Raw genomic sequence first — 22708 nt, 5'->3', positions numbered from 1 at the left:
TTTGATTTTATACATGACAGATAAACCAAGCTTCGATACCATCTTTATGAACCTAGCCACCGATTTGGCTGCCCGCTCACATTGTGTGCGTGCACATGTAGGTGCCGTTTTAACGAAAGATACCCGCATTATTTCCATTGGCTATAATGGGCCGCCAGCTGGTACGCATAACTGCGACGAGGAATGGCCAGAAAATGGTTGCGCCAGAGACAGTAAAGGAAGTTGTTCCTTAGCCTTACACGCTGAGGAAAATGCTATTCTTTATGCCTCAAAAAATGGATCGAAGATAGAAGGTTGTACTTTATATACCACTTTGTCGCCTTGTATTGCCTGTGCACGGTTAATTTTGTCTTCCGGAATTAAACTCGTGTACTATTCGAAATCGTACGCAGCTTACAAAGGCTTGCCAAGTGATGAAGGAGTAGATTTTTTAAGGAAATTTGGGGTGGAAGTCGTTTTGATGGAATCGTAGGGGTTTTATTGGTTCATTTGTTATTGGTTATTTGGTTAATCGGTTTAACTGCTTAAACTGATTAACTGGAGCTAAACGCCAATTGTTCAATTCAAACTGTAGTTGATTTATTTTTTACGTTTAATTACCGCCAAGCTCCACGCGCTAATCTCTTAGCTTTTCCTCTAAAAATCTCAAATCTCCCCTCTCAAATCTCGTATCTAATTGCTACCTTTGCGGATGCAAGAAAAAATCATTATCGTCGATTTTGGTTCGCAATTTACACAACTCATCGCTCGTAGGGTTCGCGAACTAAATATTTACTGTGAAATATATCCATATAACAATCTTCCTGAAATTACGCCTGATGTAAAAGGGGTTATATTTTCAGGTAGTCCTTATTCTGTCCGTCAGGAAGATGCTCCTCAAATCGAATTAGCTAAATACCACTTAAAATATCCATTATTGGCTGTTTGTTATGGTGCACAATACATTGCCCAACATTCTGGTGGCGATGTACAGGCCTCGTCAACCCGCGAATACGGCCGTGCAAATTTGAATTTCGTAAACCAGGAGAATAAATTATTTAAAGGCATCAATATCGATTCACAGGTATGGATGAGTCATGGCGATACAATTACCGATATCCCTGAGAATTTTGAGCTGATTGCCAGTACCGATAGCGTTAAAGTAGCAGCTTACCATATTAAAGATTCTGATACTTATGCCATCCAGTTTCACCCTGAAGTAACACACAGTACCGATGGAAAAATCCTTTTGGAAAACTTTTTGGTAGATATCTGTGGATGTAGCCAGGATTGGACTTCTGCTGCTTTTGTTGAAACTACAATTGCTGATATTAAAGCTACAGTAGGTAACGACAAAGTTGTTTTAGCACTTTCGGGCGGTGTAGACAGTAGTGTTGCAGCGGTACTTTTGCATAAAGCCATCGGCACAAACCTTCACTGTATATTTGTAGATAATGGTTTATTGCGTAAAAACGAATACGAAAGTGTTTTAGAACAGTATAAAGATTTTGGCTTAAACATTAAGGGTGTTGATGCGAAGGATAAATTCTTAAGTCAGTTGGCTGGCGTAGAAGACCCTGAAACAAAGCGTAAAATTATTGGTCGGGTGTTTATTGAGGTTTTCGATGAAGAATCTCATCTGATTCAAGACGTAAAGTGGTTGGCACAAGGTACAATCTATCCTGATATTATCGAATCTGTTTCGGTTAAAGGTCCGTCGGCTACCATTAAATCACACCATAATGTAGGTGGTTTGCCAGATTTTATGAAACTTAAGGTTGTAGAGCCGCTTAAAACTTTATTTAAAGATGAAGTAAGAAGAGTAGGTACCACTCTAGGTTTAGAATCATTTATTTTAGGCCGTCACCCGTTTCCTGGTCCCGGTTTAGGTATCCGCATTATTGGAGAGGTAACGCCCGAAAAAGTGGCTATTTTACAAGATGCCGATAAAATTTATATCGATAATTTAAAAGAAGCAGGTCTTTACGATCAGGTATGGCAGGCCGGTGCAATCTTTTTACCGGTACGATCAGTAGGTGTAATGGGCGATGAACGTACTTACGAAAATGTAATTGCTTTAAGAGCAGTAGAATCACTTGATGGTATGACTGCTGATTGGTGCCATTTGCCTTATCCGGTATTGGCTAAAATCTCTAACGAAATCATTAATAAAGTTAAAGGAATTAATAGAGTAGTGTACGATATCAGCTCTAAACCACCTGCAACAATCGAGTGGGAATAATTTAGTGGTGAGTTTTTAGTTTGGAATTTCAGTCTAAACTGCATAAAATAAATGTAATGCTAGCAAGGTGGAATAAACTTTGCTAGCATATTTTGTTAAAAATGATAGGTATGAATTTTAAAAAGGTTTATTGGTTGCCAATTTTGTTTACTGTAATTTTAAGTGCTTGTTCACCTAAGATTAGGACTCCCAAACCAGAAACTAAAAAACCTGAAGAAAAAGAAAAGCCTGCCGATAAAAAGCCGATCAAAAAGTTTTCGCAGGCAAGTGTTTCCTTACTTGTTCCTTTTAAGCTCGATGAACTGAATTTAAAAACCGCTACAAAAGCTGATATTGAGAAATATGCCATGCCTATCGATTTTTATCAGGGCTTTAAATTGGGGCTCGATTCTGCAGCTGCCCAGGGCTTAAATTTTAAACTGAATGTTTTCGATACCCAGGATGATAACGCTCATATTTCTACACTGTACAAAAACGAAAGGTTTAAAGAGAGCAATATCATTATCGGCCCCGTTTTTCCTGAGGGTTTAAAATTTATTTCTACCTATTCAAAAGAAAATAATGCGCTTATCGTATCGCCTTTAGCCGCTACTGAACCTAATGAATTTAATAATCCCAACCTGGTTTCAATTGTAAATAATATTGGCTTGCATGGAAAGAAAGTAGCCTCTTACATTGCTAAAAGTTTTAATCCAGCCAATACTATAGTGGTGATAATTAACCCTAAAAAATCGGAAGATGAACAGTTTGCAGCTCCGGTAAGAAATTATTTTAAAAACAGTACAAAGTTTGTGGTGCAGGAATATGCCTCAGCTTATACCTTTGAAACGAAAATGATTAAAGGCAAGCAATATGTAGTTGTGGTTACATCATCCGACCGCGCTTTTGTGCTGCCCACTATCGAAAAACTTTATAAATTAAAAAATCTGCCAACAGGAGGATATAATATCAATCTATTTGGACATCCAAATTGGGTGAAACAGAATTATCCTACTGATAAATTGCAAAATTTAAATACCATTATAAGTTCATCTTACAAAATAGATTATAAAAGCAATGCCGTAGTTACTTTTATCAAAAAATACCGGTATAAATATGGTTTCGAACCTGGTGAATATGCTTTTAAAGGTTTCGATATCGGCTATTATTTTGCTAAGCTATTGGCGAACCATGGAGAAGAATATAAAGACTATATCGTAAAAGATAAATATAAAGGGCTACATAATAATTTTTCATTTATTCATGATGAAAAATTAGGTTATATTAACACCAGTTTAATATTACTGAAGTTTAAAAACTTCGCGCTAAACCCAGTTGAATAATCTACATTTATTCCATTTAATTATTGCATGAGAGCAGACCATCAGTTAAGAGCCTTTGAACAGATTTTAAATAATTACGATGGCAGTTTGCCCTTGCATCGCTTTTTGCCTGCTTATTTTAAACAGCATAAACAGATGGGTTCATCAGATAGGAGATGGGCAACCCGTCATATATATAGCTTTTTCAGGCTTGGGAAGGCTTTATCAACCCTTCCGCAGGAAGAGCGGCTAAGTATTGCCGATTTCTTATGTCATGATACCCTTAGCCTGATTGTTGAGAAGAATCTGCCTCAGCTAAAAGAACATATTACATTACCTCTTGGGCAGAAATTAACCCTGGTTAAAAGCAAATATCCAGATTTTGAGCTGGAACAGGTTTATCCTTTCTCTACAGCACTTTCAGGAGATATTGACAAAGAAGCATTTTTTACCTCCTTTTTTAAACAACCTGATCTTTTTATCAGGGTGGCAGCTGAAGATGCTACAGAGGTTATTACTAAGCTGGAAAATGAGAGTATTACTGTTAATGCGATTTCTGAAACTGCCCTGGCTTTACCCAATGGAACTAAATTAGAAACTGTTTTAAAAGAGGGGAGTTACCAGGTTCAGGATTTATCTTCACAACATACCGGCGAATATTTTAAACCAAATAAATGGGATAAATGGTGGGATTGCTGCGCAGCATCAGGCGGTAAAACATTACTTCTCCATAGTTTTGAGCCAGTAATTGAGCTTTTGGTTTCTGATTTGCGTGAAAGTGTACTTTTGAACCTCGATGAGCGTTTTCGCCTTGCGGGAATTAAAAAATACCATAAAAAAGAATTGGATCTTTTACAAAATAACGATCAGGTGTTGCACCATTATCAGTTTGACGGGATCATTTTAGATGCCCCTTGCACCGAGCTCGGGTACCTGGGGTAGAACGCCAGAAATGCTCAGTTTCTTTGAAGAACGTAAAATCAATCAATTTGCTGCCATTCAGAAAGGTATTGTACAAAACATTGTGAAATACTTAAAACCGGGCAAGCCTTTAATTTATATTACCTGTTCTGCCTTCGAGGCCGAAAATGAGGCAGTTGTACAGCATATGATCGATACCTTGCCTTTAGAATTGGAAGAAATGGAATTGATTAAAGGCTATGAAAAAAATGCTGATACAATGTTTGTAGCCAGGTTAATTAAGAAAAGCCAGGATTAATCACTCGGTTCGTCACCCTGAATTTATTTCAGGGCCTTAAAATATAGATGCTGAAATAAATTCAGCATGACGATCGTTTTAGAGACGCTAGGTATGTTCAAACCAGGATTTGAAATTCTTTTTGAAGTATTTCACCGCTTCTATTAAAAGGGCAATGGCTCCAATAATTAAGGTATATTCTTCAAAGCTGTTCATAATATAAGCTTTATTGTTAGATGAATATACGGAATTATTGTTACAGATTGATTGAGGGATTGTCATTTTAAACATTATTTCCCTCGATCTTCATGCTGAATTTCAGCATCTTTTCTGCCAGATTGACCCTGAAATAAATTTACTGCGTAGCTTTCCGCTGCGTTACAGCTCAGGATGACGAATCTTTGAATAATCCCTAAAGCCCTGTATTATTTCTAAACAACTTAATCGCGATAGCCAATAAAATTACGCCAAAGGCTTTACGTAGAATATTTAATCCAGATTTGCCGAAAAGCTTTTCCAGCCTGTTGGTATTTTTTAATACAAAATATACAAACAACATATTAAGAATTATACCCACCAATATATTCTGCGTATGGTATTCTGTTTTTAGCGAAAGTAGCGTGGTCATTGTACCAGCTCCTGCAATTAGTGGAAAAGCCAATGGAACAATAGACACCGTTTCTGGAGCCTCTTCCTTGAAAATGGTAAGACCCAAAACCATTTCCATGGCAATAAAAAAGATCACAAATGAACCTGCAATGGCGAAAGATTCTACATCTAATCCGATTACCTTTAATAAAGATTCGCCAACAAATAAGAAGAGGATCATTAAGCCTGTAGCCACAAGTGATGCTTTTTCTGATTCGATATGACCTGCTTTTCTGCGCAATTCGATTACCACAGGAATGGCTCCTAAAATATCTATAATAGCAAAAAGTACCATCGTAGTAGATAGGATCTGGCTTAAGTTGAACGTCATAAAATCGAATTTCATAGCGGAGCAATTTTAAGCAAAGGTAGCGGAATTTGTTTCAATTCCTCAATTGTGTAAGTATTTATTAGAAATAGAACTGTGTTCTTAAAGTGAGCACATTGTCTTTTCTATCAGCGGTATAGCCTTCTATTTTGGTCGATTCGTTTTTAATGATATCGTAATATAGAACAGCTTTAAAATGTGGATTAAAATGATGCAGAAAGCCAAAACCAAAAGTATCAAAACGCACATCAGCAGGAGATAGGCCACGATCGCTTGAAATATCGAGTCCTTTTACTTTCGAATTCGGATCGTACCAATCGTATTTTAAAATAATTTGATTATCGGTACTATTAAGGGTTTGCACAAAAGTAAGGTAAGCACCATTAAAGGTTCTGGTATAGTATGGCAAAGCAATCGATTTATTGTCCACAGGATAAGAGCCAGGGGTAGTTGATGTTGTTGAAGTACCTGTTTGTAATCCAGATACCACCTCGGCTCTTAATTCCGATTTCCAGCTTTTGGTTTTGGTCGCCAATTGGATGTCGGCACCATAATATCTTCGTGGGGCAACTTTATTAACGGTATTAACCGACGAATCTTTCACCATTCTCCATTGATCATTAATTTGGTTCATTTTATAACTTACAGGCAAGCGGTGGTTTAACCCACCTTGTAGGGTACTTATACCACCAGCTATGGTAAAAGTGTTAAATGCATAGGTTTTATGGCTTAACCTAAAGATAAAATCTTTGCTGTTATCAAATTCTCCTGCACCTGCGAGGCCCTGCCCATTGTAAATACCGAAATCAAATACAAAATTTTTAAGCCTGGCATCCTTCCAGCGGGGATTTAAACTAAACGTTACACCAAGATCGCGTTCAGTTTTCATTAAAATCTGCGACATCCGGCCACGTTCTGGTGCTTCCCTAACGGAAGATGACAGTTGAAGCTCGTTACCAAAAGGACGACCGGAAAGGCCTAAAGTTACCGCTAAAATTTTCCATTCATTCTCATAATAACGTCCCCAAAAATCCCGAATGGCAACCCCTTGTTCAGTTCCATCAAACTGGAGTACAAAATAAGTAGAAGGACTGCCATCATCAGTTAACATCATATAATCGGCCCTTAGTCGGCCCCTTCTCAGTCTGAATCGGTTATTGGTAAACTCTCCAAAATTTCCACCCTGATATTCTGCCTGCGTACCGTTTGATTGAGCAACCTGAAATTGCGGTTGTAAATATCCGCTGAAAGATAATGAGCCGTATTTTTTTGATATAATGAGCAAATGGTTAACTGTTGTAGAATCCATTACATCGTTAATTGTTCTTTGGCCATAACTTATTGACGAAAACAGCGGCAGGAATGCAACGATCAGAAAATATACCTTTTTATATCTGGCAAAATGGCGGTTCATGTTATCGATTTTTTGCAAAGGTAGTTTTATTAACAATTATTTAACATAAAAAAAGCCCCGACTTTCATCGGGGCTTGTAATTTTTTAGAAAAATTTTTATTTAACGTCTCTCAAATGAGAATTTTTTCTGCTGTATCCAAAATAAATAATGAAACCTAAAGCTAACCAGCCAAATAACCTTAGCCAGTTGGTCCATCCTAAGCCAAGTATCATTAAACCGCAGGCAGCAACACCAAGAATTGGAATTATAGGTACCCAAGGAGTTCTAAACTGACGTGGAAGATCCGGATCTGTTTTTCTTAAGATGATTACCGCAACACAAACCAGCATAAAGGCAAATAAAGTACCAATACTGGTCATATCACCAACAACATCACCAGGAATAAATGCGGCAAATAAACCCACAATTACCAAAATAACAAGGTTGGCTTTAAAAGGTGTTTTAAATTTAGGGTGAAGATCGCTGAACATTTTAGGTAATAAACCATCTTTACTCATCGAATAAAATACGCGGCTTTGGCCCAATAACATCACCAGGATTACAGAAGAAAAACCTGCTAAAATAGCTACAGTAACCAATTTAGATAACCAGCTATAACCAGTCATGTATTCACTTATTGCAGCAACAACTGAAGCTTCGCCACCTTTTGTTCTGAAAAATTCTACCGGAGCAATACCTGTTAAAACGTGTGCAAATAAGATATATAATATTGTACAAACTGCTAATGAACCTAAAATACCAATTGGCATAGCTGTTTTAGGGTTTTTAGTTTCCTGAGCTGCGGTACTTACGGCGTCGAAACCGATGAAGGCGAAAAACACTGTTCCGGCTGCACCAATAACTCCCCAGAAACCACCAAAACTATGGCTGATACCTGCATGATCTACATAAGTTGTAGCCTCTGGAATGTATGGATGGTGGTTGGCTTCGTGAATAAAGCCCCAACCTAAAACAATAATTAAAATTACGATACCTACTTTAGTGATTACGATAATACCGTTTACAAAAGCAGATTCTGAAGTTCCTTTAATTAAAAGTAAACTTAGCAAGCCTACAATAAATAAAGCCGGAAGATTTAGAATACCGTTAACGGTACCATCAGGATGCGACTGAAAAGGGGAGTGACACCATTCGTAAGGTATGGGAGACATATGCAATACCTCTACCAAAAGTTTATTTAAATATTCACTCCATGCAATACCTACTGTTGCTGCTCCAACTGCATACTCCAATACCAAATCCCAACCAATTACCCATGCCATCAACTCGCCCATTGTAGCATAAGTATAAGTATATGCACTACCTGAGATTGGAATAGAAGATGATAGTTCAGCATAGCATAATCCAGCTAAGGCACAGCCTATTGCCGCTATTATGAATCCGATTGTAACCGAAGGACCTGCATTTTGGGCGGCTGCAGCTGCAGTACGCACAAATAGACCAGCACCAATGATTGCGCCAACACCCAGAGCTACTAATGCTCCTGCACTAAGTGTACGCTTTAAGCCTTTGCCTGAATCACCTGCTTCTTCAAGCAATAGATGCATTGGCTTTTTAGTAAATAAACCCATATTATAGTTTTTGTTTAGATTAATTCAGCTCCAAACGTAATTAAAAATTACGGAAAGTAAAAGGGATTTTGGTTAAAAATCCCTTTTACTGTTATTATATCTATGATTTTACAACTAATGGCTTAAAGTATCGGTTGTATTTAATAAAGTGTCGGTTTTTAGGTTGCCCAAAGCATCGGTTTTTTGTTCAATCCGGATTTCTTTGCGAACTTCTTGTTTATGATCGCTTGCAATTGCCTTAACTGCGATGTATGGAGCAATAACTAGTGAAACGATAGACATTAATTTGATCAAAATGTTCATAGAAGGCCCCGAAGTATCTTTAAAAGGGTCGCCAACTGTATCTCCGGTTACAGAAGCCTTGTGTGGCTCTGATTTTTTATAGTGCATTTCTCCATTAATCATTACACCTTGCTCGAAAGATTTTTTGGCGTTGTCCCATGCACCGCCCGCATTGCTTTGGAAGATACCCATCAACACGCCTGTAACAGTTACACCTGCCAATAAACCGCCTAAAACTTCGGGGCCAAAAGTAAAACCGATAATAATAGGGGTGATCAAAGCAATTGCACCTGGCATCATCATTTCGCGGATAGATGCTTTGGTTGATATGGCTACACACTTCTCATACTCAGGTTTCGCTTTATACTCCATAATGCCTGGAATTTCCCTAAACTGGCGGCGAACTTCCTGAACCATATCCATGGCAGCTTTTCCAACAGCCTGGATACAAAGGGCAGAAAAAATGAAAGGAATCATCCCTCCAACAAATAAACCAGCCAAAACAGGTGCTTTATAGATATCTATTGCGGTAATACCGGCAATGCCTACGAAGGCGGCAAATAAGGCCAGCGAAGTTAATGCAGCAGATGCGATGGCAAATCCTTTTCCGGTAGCAGCTGTTGTATTGCCCACAGCATCTAAATTATCCGTACGTTCGCGAACTTCTGGCGGTAACTGACTCATTTCGGCAATACCACCTGCATTATCCGCAATTGGTCCGAAAGCATCAATAGCCAATTGCATGGCTGTTGTGGCCATCATTCCTGCTGCGGCGATGGCAACTCCATATAAACCGGCAAAATGGTATGATAACATGATACCGCCTGCCAAAACCAGAATTGGGATAACTGTCGATTTCATTCCAACAGCCAAACCTGCAATAATATTTGTAGCATGCCCTGTTGAAGATTGTTGGATAATGGAATTTACCGGCCCTTTGCCCATTGCAGTAAAATATTCGGTAACAATGCTCATAATTGTACCCACTACTAAACCAACAATAATGGCATAAAATACATTTATGCTCGAAAACTCATATCCGCGGAGATTAAGTGTTTCTGGCAACATCCATTTTACAATAAAAAAGGAAGCTATTGCAGTAATCAGGATTGATGACCAGTTGCCTAAATTTAATGCTGTTTGTACGTTTGATTTTTCATCTTTAATGGTTACAAACCAGGTTCCGATAATCGAAAATAAAATGCCCAATCCACAAATTACCATTGGCAATAAGATGGGCGACATGCCGCCAAATTTATCAGTTACAGTAATTTCTTGTCCTAAAACCATTGTGGCCAAAATTGTGGCTACATAAGAACCGAATAAATCGGCACCCATACCAGCAACATCACCAACATTATCGCCTACGTTATCGGCAATTGTTGCAGGGTTACGTACATCATCTTCAGGAATTCCAGCTTCAACTTTGCCCACTAAATCGGCACCAACATCGGCAGCCTTAGTATATATACCGCCACCAACACGCGCAAATAAGGCTATTGATTCGGCTCCTAAAGAGAAACCTGTTAACACTTCAATAGCGGTTCTCATTTCCACACTATTGGCACTGGTAACATGAAATAGCTGTAAAAAAACGATAAATAATCCACCTAAGCCTAAAACAGCAAGTCCGGCAACGCCTAGGCCCATTACCGTACCGCCGGTAAAAGAAACTTTTAATGCTTGTTTTAAACTGGTTCTGGCCGCTTGTGTGGTTCTTACATTGGCTTTTGTGGCAGATTTCATGCCTATATAACCTGCGGTTGCAGAAAATACGGCTCCAATAATAAAAGATATGGAAATTATCCAGCTCGAGTGCATCGGTACACCTTTAATTTCGGTAATTGTTCCGGAATAAGCCAATAATGCTGCTGTAAAAACGGCAAAAATGCTCAATACCCTCCATTCGGCTTTTAAAAAGGCCATTGCACCATCAGCAATATAGCCGGCAAGTTCCTGCATGTTTTTATCGCCGGCATCCTGCTTATTTACCCAGGCACTTTTAACCATCATAACTATAATTCCAACAAGGCCCAGTGCCGGAATACAGTAAATTAAATTGTTTTGTAAAAAATCCATAGTTAATAATTGATTTATATTTGGTTAGTTGATTGTTGTTTATTTAGTGAACTGTTTAAATAAGGCAATTGTTTCACCCTTCATAATCACTTCGCTTTAAGCTATGCACTTATATCTAGCAAGTTAATAAAATATTTTTCTTGTGATAAAATTTTCGCCACACAAGTGAATAAAAATTTGCTGGCATAAAAATGCCTTACAATTTCGTTTTTTTAAATAAATTAGCCACAAACTAAACTTAAACTAAAATGGAAATTCAAAAAGAAGATGAACCTTCTAAAAGAAAATTAAGTCTTTTCGATGCCACAATGCTGGTAATGGGCTCAATGATCGGAAGTGGGATCTTTATTGTTAGTGCCGATATCATGCGGAATCTAGGCTCTGGTTACTGGTTGATTGTGGTTTGGATTATCACCGCAGTAATGACAGTTGCAGCTGCGATTTCTTATGGAGAACTTTCTTCTATGTTTCCTAAAGCTGGCGGACAATACACTTACCTGAAAGAAATTTTCGGTAAAATGATGGGGTTTCTTTATGGTTGGGGTCTCTTTACCGTAATTCAAACTGGTACTATAGCTGCAGTTGCTGTTGCATTTGGCAAATTTACAGCCTATCTGATCCCTGCTTTAAATGATGCAGCTCCCATTTTTCAAAGTGGTGGATATAAAATTACCTGGATACAGATTGTAGCCATAGGGGTAATTCTGCTTTTAACGTATATCAATACTAAAGGTGTGGAAAGTGGCAAGTGGTTGCAAAATATTTTTACAGGATCGAAAATTATCGCTTTAATTGGTTTAATAATTTTGGGCTTTCTTTTAGTGAAAAACAGTTTTTGGGCAGATAATATGAAATTTGGGTGGAGCGCATTCAGTAACCTGAAAACAGATCCAAGCGGTAACTTTTTGAAATCTGGTTGGGAATCTATTTCCGGAATGACAATAATGGGTGGAATTGCTGCTGCTATGGTAGGATCTGTATTCTCTAGCGTTGCCTGGGAGAATGTAACATTTGTTTCCGGAGAAATAGAAAACCCAAGAAAAAACGTAGTACGCTCAATGGTTTTAGGTACTTCGGCGGTAATGATTCTTTATTTATTGGTGAATTTTATCTACCTGAACACTTTAAACAGAGATAGCATTGCTTTTGCACTTAACGACCGTGTTGCTGTTGCAGCTTCTGAACAAATTTTTGGTAATGGAATTGGAACGATTGTAATTGCCTTATTAGTAATGATTTCTACTTTCGGTTGCGTAAACGGAATTGTGCTGGCTGGTGCAAGGGTTTTTCAAACCATGGCAAAAGATGGGATGTTTTTTAAAGCAGCACTTAAAAATAACAAAAATGGCGTGCCTGAAAAATCACTTTGGATGCAGGGAATCTGGGCATCGGCATTATGCTTAAGCGGTCAGTACGGCAATCTTTTAGATATGATCTCTTTCGTAATCGTACTCTTTTATATGATAACCGTTTTTGGCGTAATTTATTTAAGGATAAAACAACCTGATTTAGAACGGCCATATAAAACCTGGTTATATCCGGTTACACCAATTATTTATTTATTAATCGGTGCAGCTTTTTGTGTATTGCTTTTAATTTATAAGCAACAATATACATGGCCTGGGCTTTTGATTGTATTACTGGGCGTTCCGGTTTACTTTTTTATAAATAAGAAAGAGCAGCAAATAGATTAACCTAATTAACTTTATATTTTTATATCAGCCTCGCAGGTTTCAAAACCTTGCGGGGTTTTTTGTTTTCGGAGTATAAGGTTTGGTGTGAATCAACTATCTCCAGTCTCATTTTTTAGGTTTTGAAAATCAGGGTTCGGTTGCAATCGGTTCCGGTAGTCCCGTTATCCGCTTTACGCTCCTGATAAAAAAATCAGGAGTGTGCCCGCTGCTACCGGGTTTAGGTTAGTCGGTTTTGTGCGGCAAACGCTCAATCCTAAACCCGACATTGCGGATACCGGCCTGTGCTTAAGGCCTGAAGGTGTATGAGCAAATGGCGGGACTAACCTTGCCAAGCACCACAGCCTTTGCTTTTCTAAAGAAAGTAATGGATTAAGTTTCCGTATAAGCCTAAAAACTTTTTTAAACCTGGTATATAAATTCAAATTGTACCAAATAGTGCAGGCTTTAACTCAATCAAACGGTTTCAAAGATTAATCAAATATCACGTTATTGTATAATTTTTTACTTTTTAGTATGACATAAATGTAAATTTTAATCCTCAATATTTTGAACTTTTCCACATGTTGATAAAGTTTAATCTTAGTCGTATTGTTCCTTTGCGCGTCATTTAAAATGATTTTCGCCCAATTACTGATTTTAACAATCCACAATTAAATATATTTTATTTTGTTGGCCTGATATTTGGTTTGCAATAATTGTAGTTGTTAACTACATCGCAACAATTAGATTTAAATTATGGCTCTCACAACTGAACACAATTTTCCTGACAAAGATTTCATGTTAATTTATTATGTCAACGTTTTTTACTGTGATGTAAATAATTTTGAAGTTCCTTTTTTACAACGCGCGGTACCAAAATTATAAGAAAAGCGAAAAATTTGATTATTACAATGCTTAATTGAAGTGTTGGATTAAATAATCTTCCTGCTTACATCAATCGCTATTCTCCCTGCAATTTTTAAACCTCTAACATGTAAATTATGCCGTTATATTTCCGTTTTAATATACTTTTTGTTTTATTATATGCATTATCTGCCTGTTTTGTAGGTTGTAATGGTGATCATCAACAGCATAAAACAAATAATAATCAGATAGCAGGAAAAATAAATGTTACTGATCTATTTCTTTCCTATACTGATTCAGTGGCAAAGATTCCTTTAAACAGATTTAACGAATCCAGTATCATATCATTAAACAAATCGTTCGCAAATAAATTACCACTCAGTATTTATAAGGGTGAACAGAATAAAAATGCTCAAAATATCATCGTTCAATCATATCAAAATAACAATGCAAGCCATATAGGTGCTGGAGTTATATTGTTGCTGCCAAAATTTATTAGCGATTCATTACGTATAGGTGATTTTACACGTCATTTTGGGAACATTAAAAAAGAAAAACCTACAATCGGCGTAACTGAACAGCCGCTTCCCGTTGAGATAAATCTAAATGCCTATACATCGATAAAGTTAACCTTTAACAATAACGAAAAGCTTGAGTCTGCCCAAGTAACCATGGTTGAGGTTTTAAAATATAGATAAACAACAATGAATACGCTCGTAAAAATTAAAGAATATGATGCACATGGCGGCCCTTCTAATGTTAAAATGGGAGACGATGGTCATTCACAAACCTCTACAACCGCTGGCAGGTTTGTCATCAAAAGCATAGAAAAACATGTTAGTTATGGTCGCTATGCCATGTGGTCAGGCATAGCCTGGGGAACCGAAATTAAAATAAGTGGAAACATCGTGATGGTGAAATATATGGGTATCTGGAAAAAGTTAACTGATGTAAATGCACAATGGGGAAAATATAAAAATGATCAGCATGGAGTTACAAATGCAGTGCTCAAATACCAGCGCGATCTTTATCCCAATTCTCCCATCCCAACCAAATGGTTGTTTAATGATTTTGGACATGTATCCATAAAGTATTTCAAGGATATGAACAACGATCGGAAAATGAACGGAAAAGAATATGTTATGGGTGATTTTATCCATACCACCCCGCCTGATGAAGCTGCAACTTCTTCAGGAAGGATCTTCCAACTGGCAGAATCACACGGCTGTATCCATGTACGGCCCAACGATATCGATGCCATGATCGGTAATGGTTATCTAAAAAGAAAACACTATAGAAGTACATCCTTACACTAAAAAAACCATAGAGGCTTCACCTAAAAGAAATGCAGCAGGAAAGCAATTTGAAGTGCACTTCTATCCTGGTCTTTTTAAAATTGCGATATATAAAAAAATGTAGCCAATTACGCTACCATTACAGTAAATGAATACACTACACTATGGAAAACAAACTTATCGTAGAAATCAGTATAGAAGATACAGCAATAGCTCATTTTACTTCTTTTAATCTTTTACAATCTTTCAATCAACACCATTATTTTGAGCTTCATTTTAACCACGATCAATTGGGTGCCCCAGGTTTGATCAGCTTGGATGACAGCCGCAATTTCGTGGGCAAAACCCTAACTGCATCTTTTGGGCACTCTCCAGAAAACCTGCAATATTTTACTGGCCTGGTTACCAAGGTAGAGCTTTCTCAGAGCCATGGCTATCATGGCGTTTTAATTATAAGTGGCTATAGCCCAACTATATTAATCGACCGCGGACCGGATCTGGGTTCTTACCTCGATAAAGACCTAGATACTATTGTAAAACTCGCTACCAAAGATACACCTGTTAACGACCTGGCAATTGTAACCAACGCTTCCAGAAAAGCGGCGATTGATTACCTTATACAATACCGGGAGAGTGATTTTGCATTTTTAAACCGCCTTTCAGGTGAATACCATGAGTGGTTTTATTATGATGGCAGGCAGCTTAATTTTGGCAAGCCTGACGATCAGAAAGAAATAGCGCTCTTTTATGGTCGCGATGTGCATAACCTGCAATATGCCATGGAAGTTTCGCCGATAAAATATAAGCGTTTTGCCTATAATCCTAAGCAGGATGAAATGCTGCATAGTGAAAGTAGTGGTAAAGCTGACGGAAATCCAGATCTGGCGCATGCCATTAAGGCCTCCAATTCGATGTACAGCAAAACCTTTAATCAACCTTCATTAATTCGGGTTGATAATGGCAATGATATCAAAAGACATGTAGAAAATGAGGAAAAGGCCCATATTAGCGAACTATTAAAGATAAATGCAGGTGGCGATAATGCGTTACTCAGTATTGGAAGCATTGCCGAAATAACCATGAGTATCAGGAAAGATGCTGGCTTTTGCAACAGAGAGCCTAGGGAAGTTTTTAATTACCTCCATCAATCACCAAATAGATGGAACAGGCAAATACAGCAACACTTTCGAAGGCTTAGTAGCTACAACTGAACGTTTGATGGTTAAAAATTATGAGAAACCACATTCGGATATGCAGCTGGCAGATGTGGTTGATAACGACGATCCGCAAGGGCAGGGCCGGATTAAAGTGAAATTTAAGTGGGAATGCCAAACCAACGACCCTACTGAATGGTTAAGGGTTGTTAGCCCTAATGCAGGTAGTGGCGATACCGGAAAAAACAGGGGTTTCCATGTCATTCCTGAAAAAGGCGACCAGGTGGTAATTGCATTCGAAGAAGGTAATGTAGCCAGGCCTGTAGTAATGGGTAGTGTTTACCATGGAAAGAGTGGGGATAGTAAAGGATTTAAAAATAGTAACATTAAGGGCATGACTTCAAGAAAGGGAAGTGCTTTAAGTTTTGATGATCTAAACCATGCACTGAACCTGGGTACAAATGCGGCAAACTTTGTGAAGATTGAAAACGAACCAGGATTGATTACAGCAGAATCTGCTGAGACCATAATAATTAAGACGGGTTTAAGTAGTATTATGATGAAAAAGGATGGAACGATTGATATTATTGGTAAGGTGATCAATATTCAGGGTACGCAGGTGATTAACGCAAATGCAGGTGAGAAGCCGGGCGATGCTGTTAACATTGGTAAAAATGCCACCACTGTGGTAACAATAGATACGAAAAATATAGATTCGAAAGCGAGCAATGGCATTGTGATTGATTCTAAAACAACCATTTCGCAAACATCAACTGGGGTTCAAACAATAACAGGTAGTCAAGTAGATATTAATTAATTATGAGCAGATTTAAATTTTTTGATGATGAGCAGCCAAATGAAATTATTGATAAAGTAGAATCAAAATCTCATATGGAAGTAAATACAGAGCAAAAGGAACCTATTTACTTAAAATATCGTTGTGAACAAACAGTCGCAACTAAATTTAATAATGTTATTACTAATCACGCGACAACTAAAAGAGAATTTCATGTAAAAAATATTATTGATAGTGGGAATCTAATTGTAGAGGTCTCACTTTTCGATAATATAATTCAAATTAATCCATCTAATTTATCTGATGCAATGGATTTGTTTGCATCTTTAGATGCAATAAAATGTAATGTTAGGGTACAGATTGATCAAGATACAGGAAAAATAAATAAAATACTCAATTATAATGAGGTATTGAATAGTTGGGATAACTTTAAAGCTGTTTTAAAAGACAGATATTCGTTTTTGAGATCTAATAATGCTGAAATTGAGCTCAATAAATTTATTTACTTAGCTGAGGCACAAATTAAAGATGAAAAACTTCTTATTGAAGATATACACACCAAATTATTTTTTGATCTTTTTTTTGATAGATATTTGGTTAATTTATCTGAGGTTTTTAAACCATTCACACTAAATTATCACTCGCAACTTTTTGAAGGGATTGCAGTCCCTTTGCATATTTCCTCTGAAATTATTTTTGAACAACCAGAATTTGTTGAAATAAAGAAGCAAAGTAAGATGAATATTAGCGAAATAAATATTGGGGAAGTAAAAAAGCAATATGATCAAAAATTTCAACCTATCGTTGGATATAAATTTTCTAGCTATGACTTTCAATATCAGGTACGGCAGATAATTAATACAGCTCAATCATTAATTCAGGAGGCTGATGTTTTTATAATGGAGGAAGTTAAAAATAATGTAGAAGTAATTATTGATTACAAATTGAGGAGGATAGAATGAGTTATTCTTATGTGCATGAAGGTGCAAATGTGATATGCACTAATATGACAAATGGCAAGCCGCTACAAATTGGTATTACCAGGGTTTCAACGGTTATTTTAACGAGTAAGAAAACACCACTTTTAAATGTTAATGACAGAAAAATAAGTGATACTTTTTCGTGTAAGGTTGCAGGTAAATTTTGGGGTGGTCTTCAGATTCTTACTGCTGTAATTGCTGTGGCTGCTTTAGCTGTAGCTACCGTGGCTACAGGAGGGCTTGCCTTGGTAGCTGCAGGTGTTATGCTTGCTGCGGCAGCTACCAGTATTGGGGCTGGTGTTACTGGATTTTATAAGATGGCGCATGATTGTGATGCTACATTAGAAGGGCAGTGGATGCTGCCACATGGTGCTGTAAAAATTGATAAAGCAAAAGCACTACTCAGTCAGTCATTAATGAATTGTCCTAAAGGTGGTGTGGTATCCATTATTATAGATCCGGTAATCGCATTAGCCGCTGCTAAAGAAATAACAAGCAATAATAATGCAGAAATTAACGCCCACTTAGCGTCTCAAGCAGTAATTGGTGTCATTACTGCTGCAACAGCCTTTTCACCAATAGGTTTGTTAGTTGCTGCACCTATTGCAGTCTATGGTTATGTAGATGGTGAAAACAGCAAGGAGGAAGCAGCAAAAAAGAATCTTCCTATTTGGAGGTGGAGCGATGTGGGTGATGCAGCAAAAACTGAAGGTCTGGTAAATCAGCCTTTGGGAGTAAGTGGGGCAATGGTTGAAAGTGGAGTGAAATTAACTATTGAAAATAAAGCTATTACCCAAGAAATTGCCCAACATAATTTACAGGCAGCCTTATTGAGAGCAGAAGGGAATATAGCTGGAGTTGGAAGCTGCGGAGCTAACTGCAATGCGTTTATCGAGGATGTATCCAAGCGCCAGAACGGCTTTTATAGGGCCTGAGTTTTGGAAAGGTTTAGCAAAGGGAGTAGCTGGAGCCATAGCAAATTATCTGGTTGATAGAGGATCGGATAGTTATGAATTGGCTAAGGCTGATGAGTCATATTTTGCAGCATCAGATTTTAATAAACAAGATAATAAAAATAACATAGGAATTATAGCACTTAGACCATAATGAATAAGCAAATATCACAAGCCCTTGGCTGGGCTATCGGCGTACTGGTTGTATTTCCTTTAATAATTTATGGGATTAGCTATATTTTTAAACCAAATAAAAATAATGCTTCTCATGCGATTATTGCTTACGTGTCAAATTGTGAAAATATAAAATTACATTTTCCTGTCTATCCTGAATATACAACTTCATTTAAGCATTATTCTACATCCCTATTAAATCCAAAAGAAAGTATATACAAAATTTTATTTAAAGAACCATCTTTGAATAAGTACTTAGAAATAACTTTTTTTAACTACCCATTAATAAAATCAATGTCTTTTAGCGACGCGTTGGATAACAAAAAAATAATTATTTCTATAAATAAAGATGATTTAAAAAATTTAAAATATGGAACAAAGGCCAATCCAGTTCCGGTTTTCAGGGTAGTTGAAGATCTACCAGATTCGATAAGTAGAAATCGAGGTTCAGAAGATGGATGGAATGTTGATATTACTGAAAATCAATTTAAATATAATGTAGAACAGTACTTAACTTACATTATGCCGAAAGAAGAATTTCAGGAGAGGTTTGAAAAGAAATAATATTTTCAATTTATAATGAATAAGCAAATATCACAGGTGATTGGTTGGGCTATAGGCGTATTAGTCATAATCCCTTTAATAATCTATGGGGTTAACATTTTGTTCAAATCCAAAACGAATGAGGCAAAAGAACATATAAATGAATATTTGGAGAGATTTGTACTTATTTGTACAAGTTTTCCTAAATATACAGATCTAAAATTATCATATTCTCAATATTCTACTTCATTGGCAAAGTCCTGTAGGGTAGTATATATAAAATATCTTTTTTTGATAGTATACTGAATAAGCATTGCCAGATTATGTTCTTTAATTATCCTGACTTTGAAGCGTCTAAGTTTACCACGGTATTGCATAACAAAAAAATAATTATTTCTATCAATAAAGATGATTTAAAAAATTTAAAATATGGAACAAAGGCCAATCCAATACCTGTTTTTAGAGTAAGAGAAGACCTTCCTGATTCAATCAGTAAAGCCAGAGGTTCAGACGATGGATGGAATGTTGATGTTACCGAAAATCAATTTAAATATAATGTAGAACAGTACTTAACTTACATTATGCCGAAAGAAGAATTTCAGGAGAGGTTTGAAAAAAAAATAATAGTTTCAATCTGTAAATGAATAAGCAAATCTCACAAGCAATTGGCTGGGCTGTAGGTGTATTAATCATATTTCCCTTAATAATTTATGGAATTAATTATTTTTTTAAAGATAAATTTAATAATGGTAGTAAGGCTATGTCAAAATACATACAAAACTGTTCCGAGTACAGGCTATTTATCCCTAAATCTTTAAATCTAAAAACAACAAGCTATACCTCTTCACTTCTGGCTCCAAAAGAATCTATCTACAATTTGACCTTTAAGGAATCATCTATGAATAAATTTCTTGTGATAAAATTTTTTAACTTCCCAATGGACAAAAGACTTGCTTTTCGTTCTGTGATGAAAGAAAAAATTGTATTGTTAACTATAAATAAAGATGATTTAGATGATCCTAAATATGGTACCCCCGACAATCCAATACCTGTTTTTAGAGTAAGAGAAGATCTACCAGATTCGATAAGTAAAGCCAGAGGTTCAGAAGATGGATGGAATGTTGATATTACTGAAAATCAATTTAAATATAATGTAGAACAGTACTTAACCTACATTATGCCGAAAGAAGAATTTCAGGAGAGGTTTGAAAAGAAATAATAGTTTCAATCTGTAAATGAATAAGCAAATCTCACAAGCAATTGGCTGGGCTGTAGGTGTATTAATCATATTTCCATTAATAATTTATGGGGTTAACTATCTTTTCAAAAAAAGATAATGATTCAAAAAATGCGATTCCTGTATATATAGATAATTGTGTAGAACTAAGGATTTTATTTCCTGAACAATTAGATTTCAGAGATACTCAGTATAAAGCATCTTTATTATCTCCACAAGAGAGTATTTACAAAATTTTTTTTAAAGAAAAATCTATGAAAAAATACCTAGAGATTACTTTTTTTTATTATCCTGATGATAAAGGATTTGCCTTTCCGACTTCTTTACGCGGCAAGAGAATAATAATAACAATCAATAAAGATGAACTCAATAGTAATCATTATGGTACTCCTAATAAACCAATACCTGTTTTCAGGGTAAGGGAGGACCTTCCTGATTCAATCAGTAAAGCCAGAGGTCCAGAGGACGGATGGAATGTTGATATTACTGAAAATCAATTTAAATATAATGTTGAACAGTACTTAACGTACATCATGCCTAAAGAAGAATTTAAGGAACGTTTTGAGAAAGGTAAATGAGGTGGTTAAAGAATATGGGTGAGGTTTTATTATGAAGTACCCGATAAAAGGAATAGCTTTTACAGCCTAATAAATGACGAGGGTAAATCTAAGTATAGCAACGAAGCTGAATTCATAGTTTATATTTCTAATTACAATATAAGGAATTACTCATCTTACATAAAAAGCAAAGCAGATTTCGAAAAGATGTTTGGTGAGCAGCCTGATAAATGAAAAATATAATTCAAAATTTATAGAACTAATCGTTACCAACCACAAATAGTACGCCCAATCTCAAATCTTACATCTAATCTCTCAAATCTAACCCTGCGTATCCAACAAAAACCGTATTTTTGCAAATAATGGGAACACTAGTAGATTCAGGGATAAAGGGTTATAAAAATTACGGAACGCATTTACGCGAGAAGTATAAAGGGCAACGTGTATTTAAGGTTATTGTAGATGGCGGCTTTACCTGTCCTAACCGTGATGGAAGCAAGGGTTATGGTGGATGTACATATTGTAATGTAGATTCTTTTACACCTGAGCCTTCCCGTAAAAATCCAAATATTAAAGATCAGCTTGCCGAAGGCATGTTAAGGGCTAAAACTTCATATCGAGCTGATAAGTATATCGTTTATTTTCAGCCAAATACCAATACCTATGCGCCTGTACATTATTTAAAAATGATGTACGATGAAGCATTATCTGTCAATACCGAAGATATTGTCGGTTTTGCAGTAGGTACACGTCCGGATTGTATCGATGCAGAAAAAGTAGCTTTATTAGAAAGCTATACTGATCGTTTTGATGTGGATTTAGAAATGGGCATGGAATCTATCTATGATGAAACCCTCGATCAGATAAACAGAGGCTGCAGTCATGGCGAATTTGTTGCAGCTGTAGAACTATTGAAAGATAGTAAACTCGATTTGTGTGTGCATACCATTTTTGGCTTCCCCTGTGGAAACAAGAGAGCAGATGCGGGGTTATATTCATGAGATCAACCGTTTTCCTCAAATTAAGTTTGTTAAATTTCATCATCTTCATGTGGTAGAAGGTTCTATTATGGGGGCAAAGTATAAAAAAGAGCCCTTTAAACTGTTTTCTCTTGAAGAATATACAGATTTACTTTGTGAGTTGATTCCGCTTCTACGGCCTGATATTGTAATTCAGCGACTTTTTGGTATTTCTGATTGGGATTTATTAATTGCACCCAATTGGGACTTAATAAATCAGCAATTCAGACCTATATGGATAAAGAAATCGAAAAAAGGGGGGTAATTCAAGGTTCTGCATATTTTTCTTAAAAAATTAAATTTTATAATAATTATTTTAAAAACTCATGAAATTTCATGGGTTTTTTCTTTTTATAATCATTTTCAGGCTAATTTTTTATAAATTTTAGGTAAAATCATATAAAACATGGTTAATATGTG

20 protein-coding genes and 1 pseudogene are annotated in these 22708 nt (G+C 36.5%); 17 read left to right on the top strand and 4 right to left on the bottom strand.

The genetic code is table 11. The features are described 5' to 3' along the window. The first annotated feature begins 13 nt into the window (after window positions 1–13). The 5 genes from AC0IWE_RS00855 (at window position 14) to AC0IWE_RS00835 (ending at window position 4741) form a co-directional block, all read left to right on the top strand. A complete protein-coding gene (locus AC0IWE_RS00855; RefSeq protein WP_471791552.1) occupies window positions 14–472 on the top strand; it encodes a deoxycytidylate deaminase in 459 nt (152 codons plus the stop codon). 219 nt (window positions 473–691) lie between these two features. After that, entirely contained in the window at window positions 692–2221 is a 1530-nt protein-coding gene (gene guaA, locus AC0IWE_RS00850; RefSeq protein WP_055912301.1) for a glutamine-hydrolyzing GMP synthase, read from the top strand. Window positions 2222–2331: 110 nt separating this feature from the next. Next, window positions 2332–3543 carry an ABC transporter substrate-binding protein gene (locus tag AC0IWE_RS00845; protein ID WP_471791551.1) on the top strand — a complete coding sequence of 404 codons (1212 nt, stop codon included), beginning with the start codon at window positions 2332–2334 and terminating at the stop codon, window positions 3541–3543. A gap of 27 nt (window positions 3544–3570) precedes the next feature. Then, window positions 3571–4464, top strand: coding sequence for an RsmB/NOP family class I SAM-dependent RNA methyltransferase (locus AC0IWE_RS00840; RefSeq protein WP_471791550.1), 894 nt, complete (start codon window positions 3571–3573; stop codon window positions 4462–4464). Next, window positions 4430–4741, top strand: coding sequence for a hypothetical protein (locus AC0IWE_RS00835; RefSeq protein ID WP_471791549.1), 312 nt, complete (start codon window positions 4430–4432; stop codon window positions 4739–4741). The genes AC0IWE_RS00840 and AC0IWE_RS00835 overlap by 35 nt, the downstream gene beginning before the upstream one ends. 391 nt (window positions 4742–5132) lie before the next feature. On the opposite strand, the gene AC0IWE_RS00830 is transcribed toward AC0IWE_RS00835, so the two are convergent. The 4 genes from AC0IWE_RS00830 to AC0IWE_RS00815 form a co-directional block, all read right to left on the bottom strand. Further along, entirely contained in the window at window positions 5133–5699 is a 567-nt protein-coding gene (locus AC0IWE_RS00830) for a MarC family protein (protein WP_029274105.1), read from the bottom strand. A gap of 79 nt (window positions 5700–5778) precedes the next feature. Then, on the bottom strand, window positions 5779–7128 hold the full coding sequence (locus AC0IWE_RS00825) for a porin (protein ID WP_471791548.1): 1350 nt from the start codon (window positions 7126–7128) through the stop codon (window positions 5779–5781). 78 nt (window positions 7129–7206) lie between these two features. Then, window positions 7207–8682: an amino acid permease gene (locus tag AC0IWE_RS00820; RefSeq protein WP_055912294.1), complete on the bottom strand. Its 1476-nt coding sequence runs from the start codon at window positions 8680–8682 to the stop codon at window positions 7207–7209. Between the two features lie 114 nt (window positions 8683–8796). Beyond that, complete coding sequence (locus tag AC0IWE_RS00815) at window positions 8797–11043, bottom strand: sodium-translocating pyrophosphatase (RefSeq protein ID WP_471791547.1); 2247 nt, start codon at window positions 11041–11043, stop codon at window positions 8797–8799. A 248-nt stretch (window positions 11044–11291) separates the two neighbouring features. Between AC0IWE_RS00815 and AC0IWE_RS00810 the strand changes: the two genes are divergently transcribed. The 12 genes and pseudogenes from AC0IWE_RS00810 (at window position 11292) to mnmL (ending at window position 22579) form a co-directional block, all read left to right on the top strand. Next, window positions 11292–12737: an APC family permease gene (locus AC0IWE_RS00810; protein WP_471791546.1), complete on the top strand. Its 1446-nt coding sequence runs from the start codon at window positions 11292–11294 to the stop codon at window positions 12735–12737. Between the two features lie 980 nt (window positions 12738–13717). Further along, window positions 13718–14278, top strand: a complete 561-nt coding sequence (locus AC0IWE_RS00805; RefSeq protein WP_471791545.1) for a hypothetical protein — start codon at window positions 13718–13720, stop codon at window positions 14276–14278. Window positions 14279–14284: 6 nt separating this feature from the next. Next, a complete protein-coding gene (locus tag AC0IWE_RS00800) occupies window positions 14285–14896 on the top strand; it encodes a hypothetical protein (RefSeq protein ID WP_471791544.1) in 612 nt (203 codons plus the stop codon). Between the two features lie 143 nt (window positions 14897–15039). Then, the gene (locus AC0IWE_RS00795; protein WP_471791543.1) at window positions 15040–16086 is read left to right on the top strand and encodes a contractile injection system protein, VgrG/Pvc8 family; all 1047 of its coding nucleotides are present in this window, start codon (window positions 15040–15042) and stop codon (window positions 16084–16086) included. Continuing rightward, complete coding sequence (locus AC0IWE_RS00790; protein ID WP_471791542.1) at window positions 15971–16846, top strand: phage baseplate assembly protein V; 876 nt, start codon at window positions 15971–15973, stop codon at window positions 16844–16846. The genes AC0IWE_RS00795 and AC0IWE_RS00790 overlap by 116 nt, the downstream gene beginning before the upstream one ends. Before the next feature lie 2 nt (window positions 16847–16848). Continuing rightward, a complete protein-coding gene (locus AC0IWE_RS00785) occupies window positions 16849–17787 on the top strand; it encodes a hypothetical protein (RefSeq protein WP_471791541.1) in 939 nt (312 codons plus the stop codon). Next, window positions 17784–18740, top strand: coding sequence for a hypothetical protein (locus tag AC0IWE_RS00780; protein WP_471791540.1), 957 nt, complete (start codon window positions 17784–17786; stop codon window positions 18738–18740). Before AC0IWE_RS00785 ends, AC0IWE_RS00780 begins: the two co-directional genes overlap by 4 nt. A gap of 171 nt (window positions 18741–18911) precedes the next feature. Continuing rightward, a complete protein-coding gene (locus AC0IWE_RS00775) occupies window positions 18912–19496 on the top strand; it encodes a DUF8188 family protein (RefSeq protein ID WP_471791539.1) in 585 nt (194 codons plus the stop codon). Window positions 19497–19747: 251 nt separating this feature from the next. Further along, the gene (locus AC0IWE_RS00770) at window positions 19748–20119 is read left to right on the top strand and encodes a DUF8188 family protein (RefSeq protein ID WP_471791689.1); all 372 of its coding nucleotides are present in this window, start codon (window positions 19748–19750) and stop codon (window positions 20117–20119) included. Beyond that, on the top strand, window positions 20116–20694 hold the full coding sequence (locus AC0IWE_RS00765; protein WP_471791538.1) for a DUF8188 family protein: 579 nt from the start codon (window positions 20116–20118) through the stop codon (window positions 20692–20694). The genes AC0IWE_RS00770 and AC0IWE_RS00765 overlap by 4 nt, the downstream gene beginning before the upstream one ends. An 86-nt stretch (window positions 20695–20780) precedes the next feature. Further along, complete coding sequence (locus tag AC0IWE_RS00760; protein WP_471791537.1) at window positions 20781–21290, top strand: DUF8188 family protein; 510 nt, start codon at window positions 20781–20783, stop codon at window positions 21288–21290. A gap of 341 nt (window positions 21291–21631) precedes the next feature. Beyond that, a pseudogene (gene mnmL / locus AC0IWE_RS00755) lies at window positions 21632–22579 on the top strand (tRNA modification radical SAM protein MnmL/YtqA). Window positions 22580–22708: the final 129 nt, after the last annotated feature.

The organism is Pedobacter sp. AC402 (assembly GCF_979252805.1).
The sequence above is the reverse complement of the archived record's forward strand: the minus strand, read 5'-3'. Positions and strand labels throughout refer to the sequence as shown.

Excerpts from the sequence above, each read along its gene's own strand:
- AC0IWE_RS00775 (WP_471791539.1), top strand. The coding sequence starts at position 18,912 with ATGAATAAGCAAATATCACAAGCCCTTGGCTGGGCTATCGGCGTACTG.
- AC0IWE_RS00805 (WP_471791545.1), top strand. The coding sequence starts at position 13,718 with ATGCCGTTATATTTCCGTTTTAATATACTTTTTGTTTTATTATATGCA.
- AC0IWE_RS00760 (WP_471791537.1), top strand. The coding sequence starts at position 20,781 with ATGGGGTTAACTATCTTTTCAAAAAAAGATAATGATTCAAAAAATGCG.
- AC0IWE_RS00845 (WP_471791551.1), top strand. The coding sequence starts at position 2,332 with ATGAATTTTAAAAAGGTTTATTGGTTGCCAATTTTGTTTACTGTAATT.
- AC0IWE_RS00840 (WP_471791550.1), top strand. The coding sequence starts at position 3,571 with ATGAGAGCAGACCATCAGTTAAGAGCCTTTGAACAGATTTTAAATAAT.
- guaA (WP_055912301.1), top strand. The coding sequence starts at position 692 with ATGCAAGAAAAAATCATTATCGTCGATTTTGGTTCGCAATTTACACAA.
- AC0IWE_RS00780 (WP_471791540.1), top strand. The coding sequence starts at position 17,784 with ATGAGTTATTCTTATGTGCATGAAGGTGCAAATGTGATATGCACTAAT.
- AC0IWE_RS00790 (WP_471791542.1), top strand. The coding sequence starts at position 15,971 with ATGCTGGCTTTTGCAACAGAGAGCCTAGGGAAGTTTTTAATTACCTCC.
- AC0IWE_RS00820 (WP_055912294.1), bottom strand. The coding sequence starts at position 8,682 with ATGGGTTTATTTACTAAAAAGCCAATGCATCTATTGCTTGAAGAAGCA.
- AC0IWE_RS00835 (WP_471791549.1), top strand. The coding sequence starts at position 4,430 with ATGCCCCTTGCACCGAGCTCGGGTACCTGGGGTAGAACGCCAGAAATG.
- AC0IWE_RS00785 (WP_471791541.1), top strand. The coding sequence starts at position 16,849 with ATGAGCAGATTTAAATTTTTTGATGATGAGCAGCCAAATGAAATTATT.
- AC0IWE_RS00800 (WP_471791544.1), top strand. The coding sequence starts at position 14,285 with ATGAATACGCTCGTAAAAATTAAAGAATATGATGCACATGGCGGCCCT.
- AC0IWE_RS00830 (WP_029274105.1), bottom strand. The coding sequence starts at position 5,699 with ATGACGTTCAACTTAAGCCAGATCCTATCTACTACGATGGTACTTTTT.
- AC0IWE_RS00855 (WP_471791552.1), top strand. The coding sequence starts at position 14 with ATGACAGATAAACCAAGCTTCGATACCATCTTTATGAACCTAGCCACC.
- AC0IWE_RS00815 (WP_471791547.1), bottom strand. The coding sequence starts at position 11,043 with ATGGATTTTTTACAAAACAATTTAATTTACTGTATTCCGGCACTGGGC.
- AC0IWE_RS00765 (WP_471791538.1), top strand. The coding sequence starts at position 20,116 with ATGAATAAGCAAATCTCACAAGCAATTGGCTGGGCTGTAGGTGTATTA.
- AC0IWE_RS00795 (WP_471791543.1), top strand. The coding sequence starts at position 15,040 with ATGGAAAACAAACTTATCGTAGAAATCAGTATAGAAGATACAGCAATA.
- AC0IWE_RS00810 (WP_471791546.1), top strand. The coding sequence starts at position 11,292 with ATGGAAATTCAAAAAGAAGATGAACCTTCTAAAAGAAAATTAAGTCTT.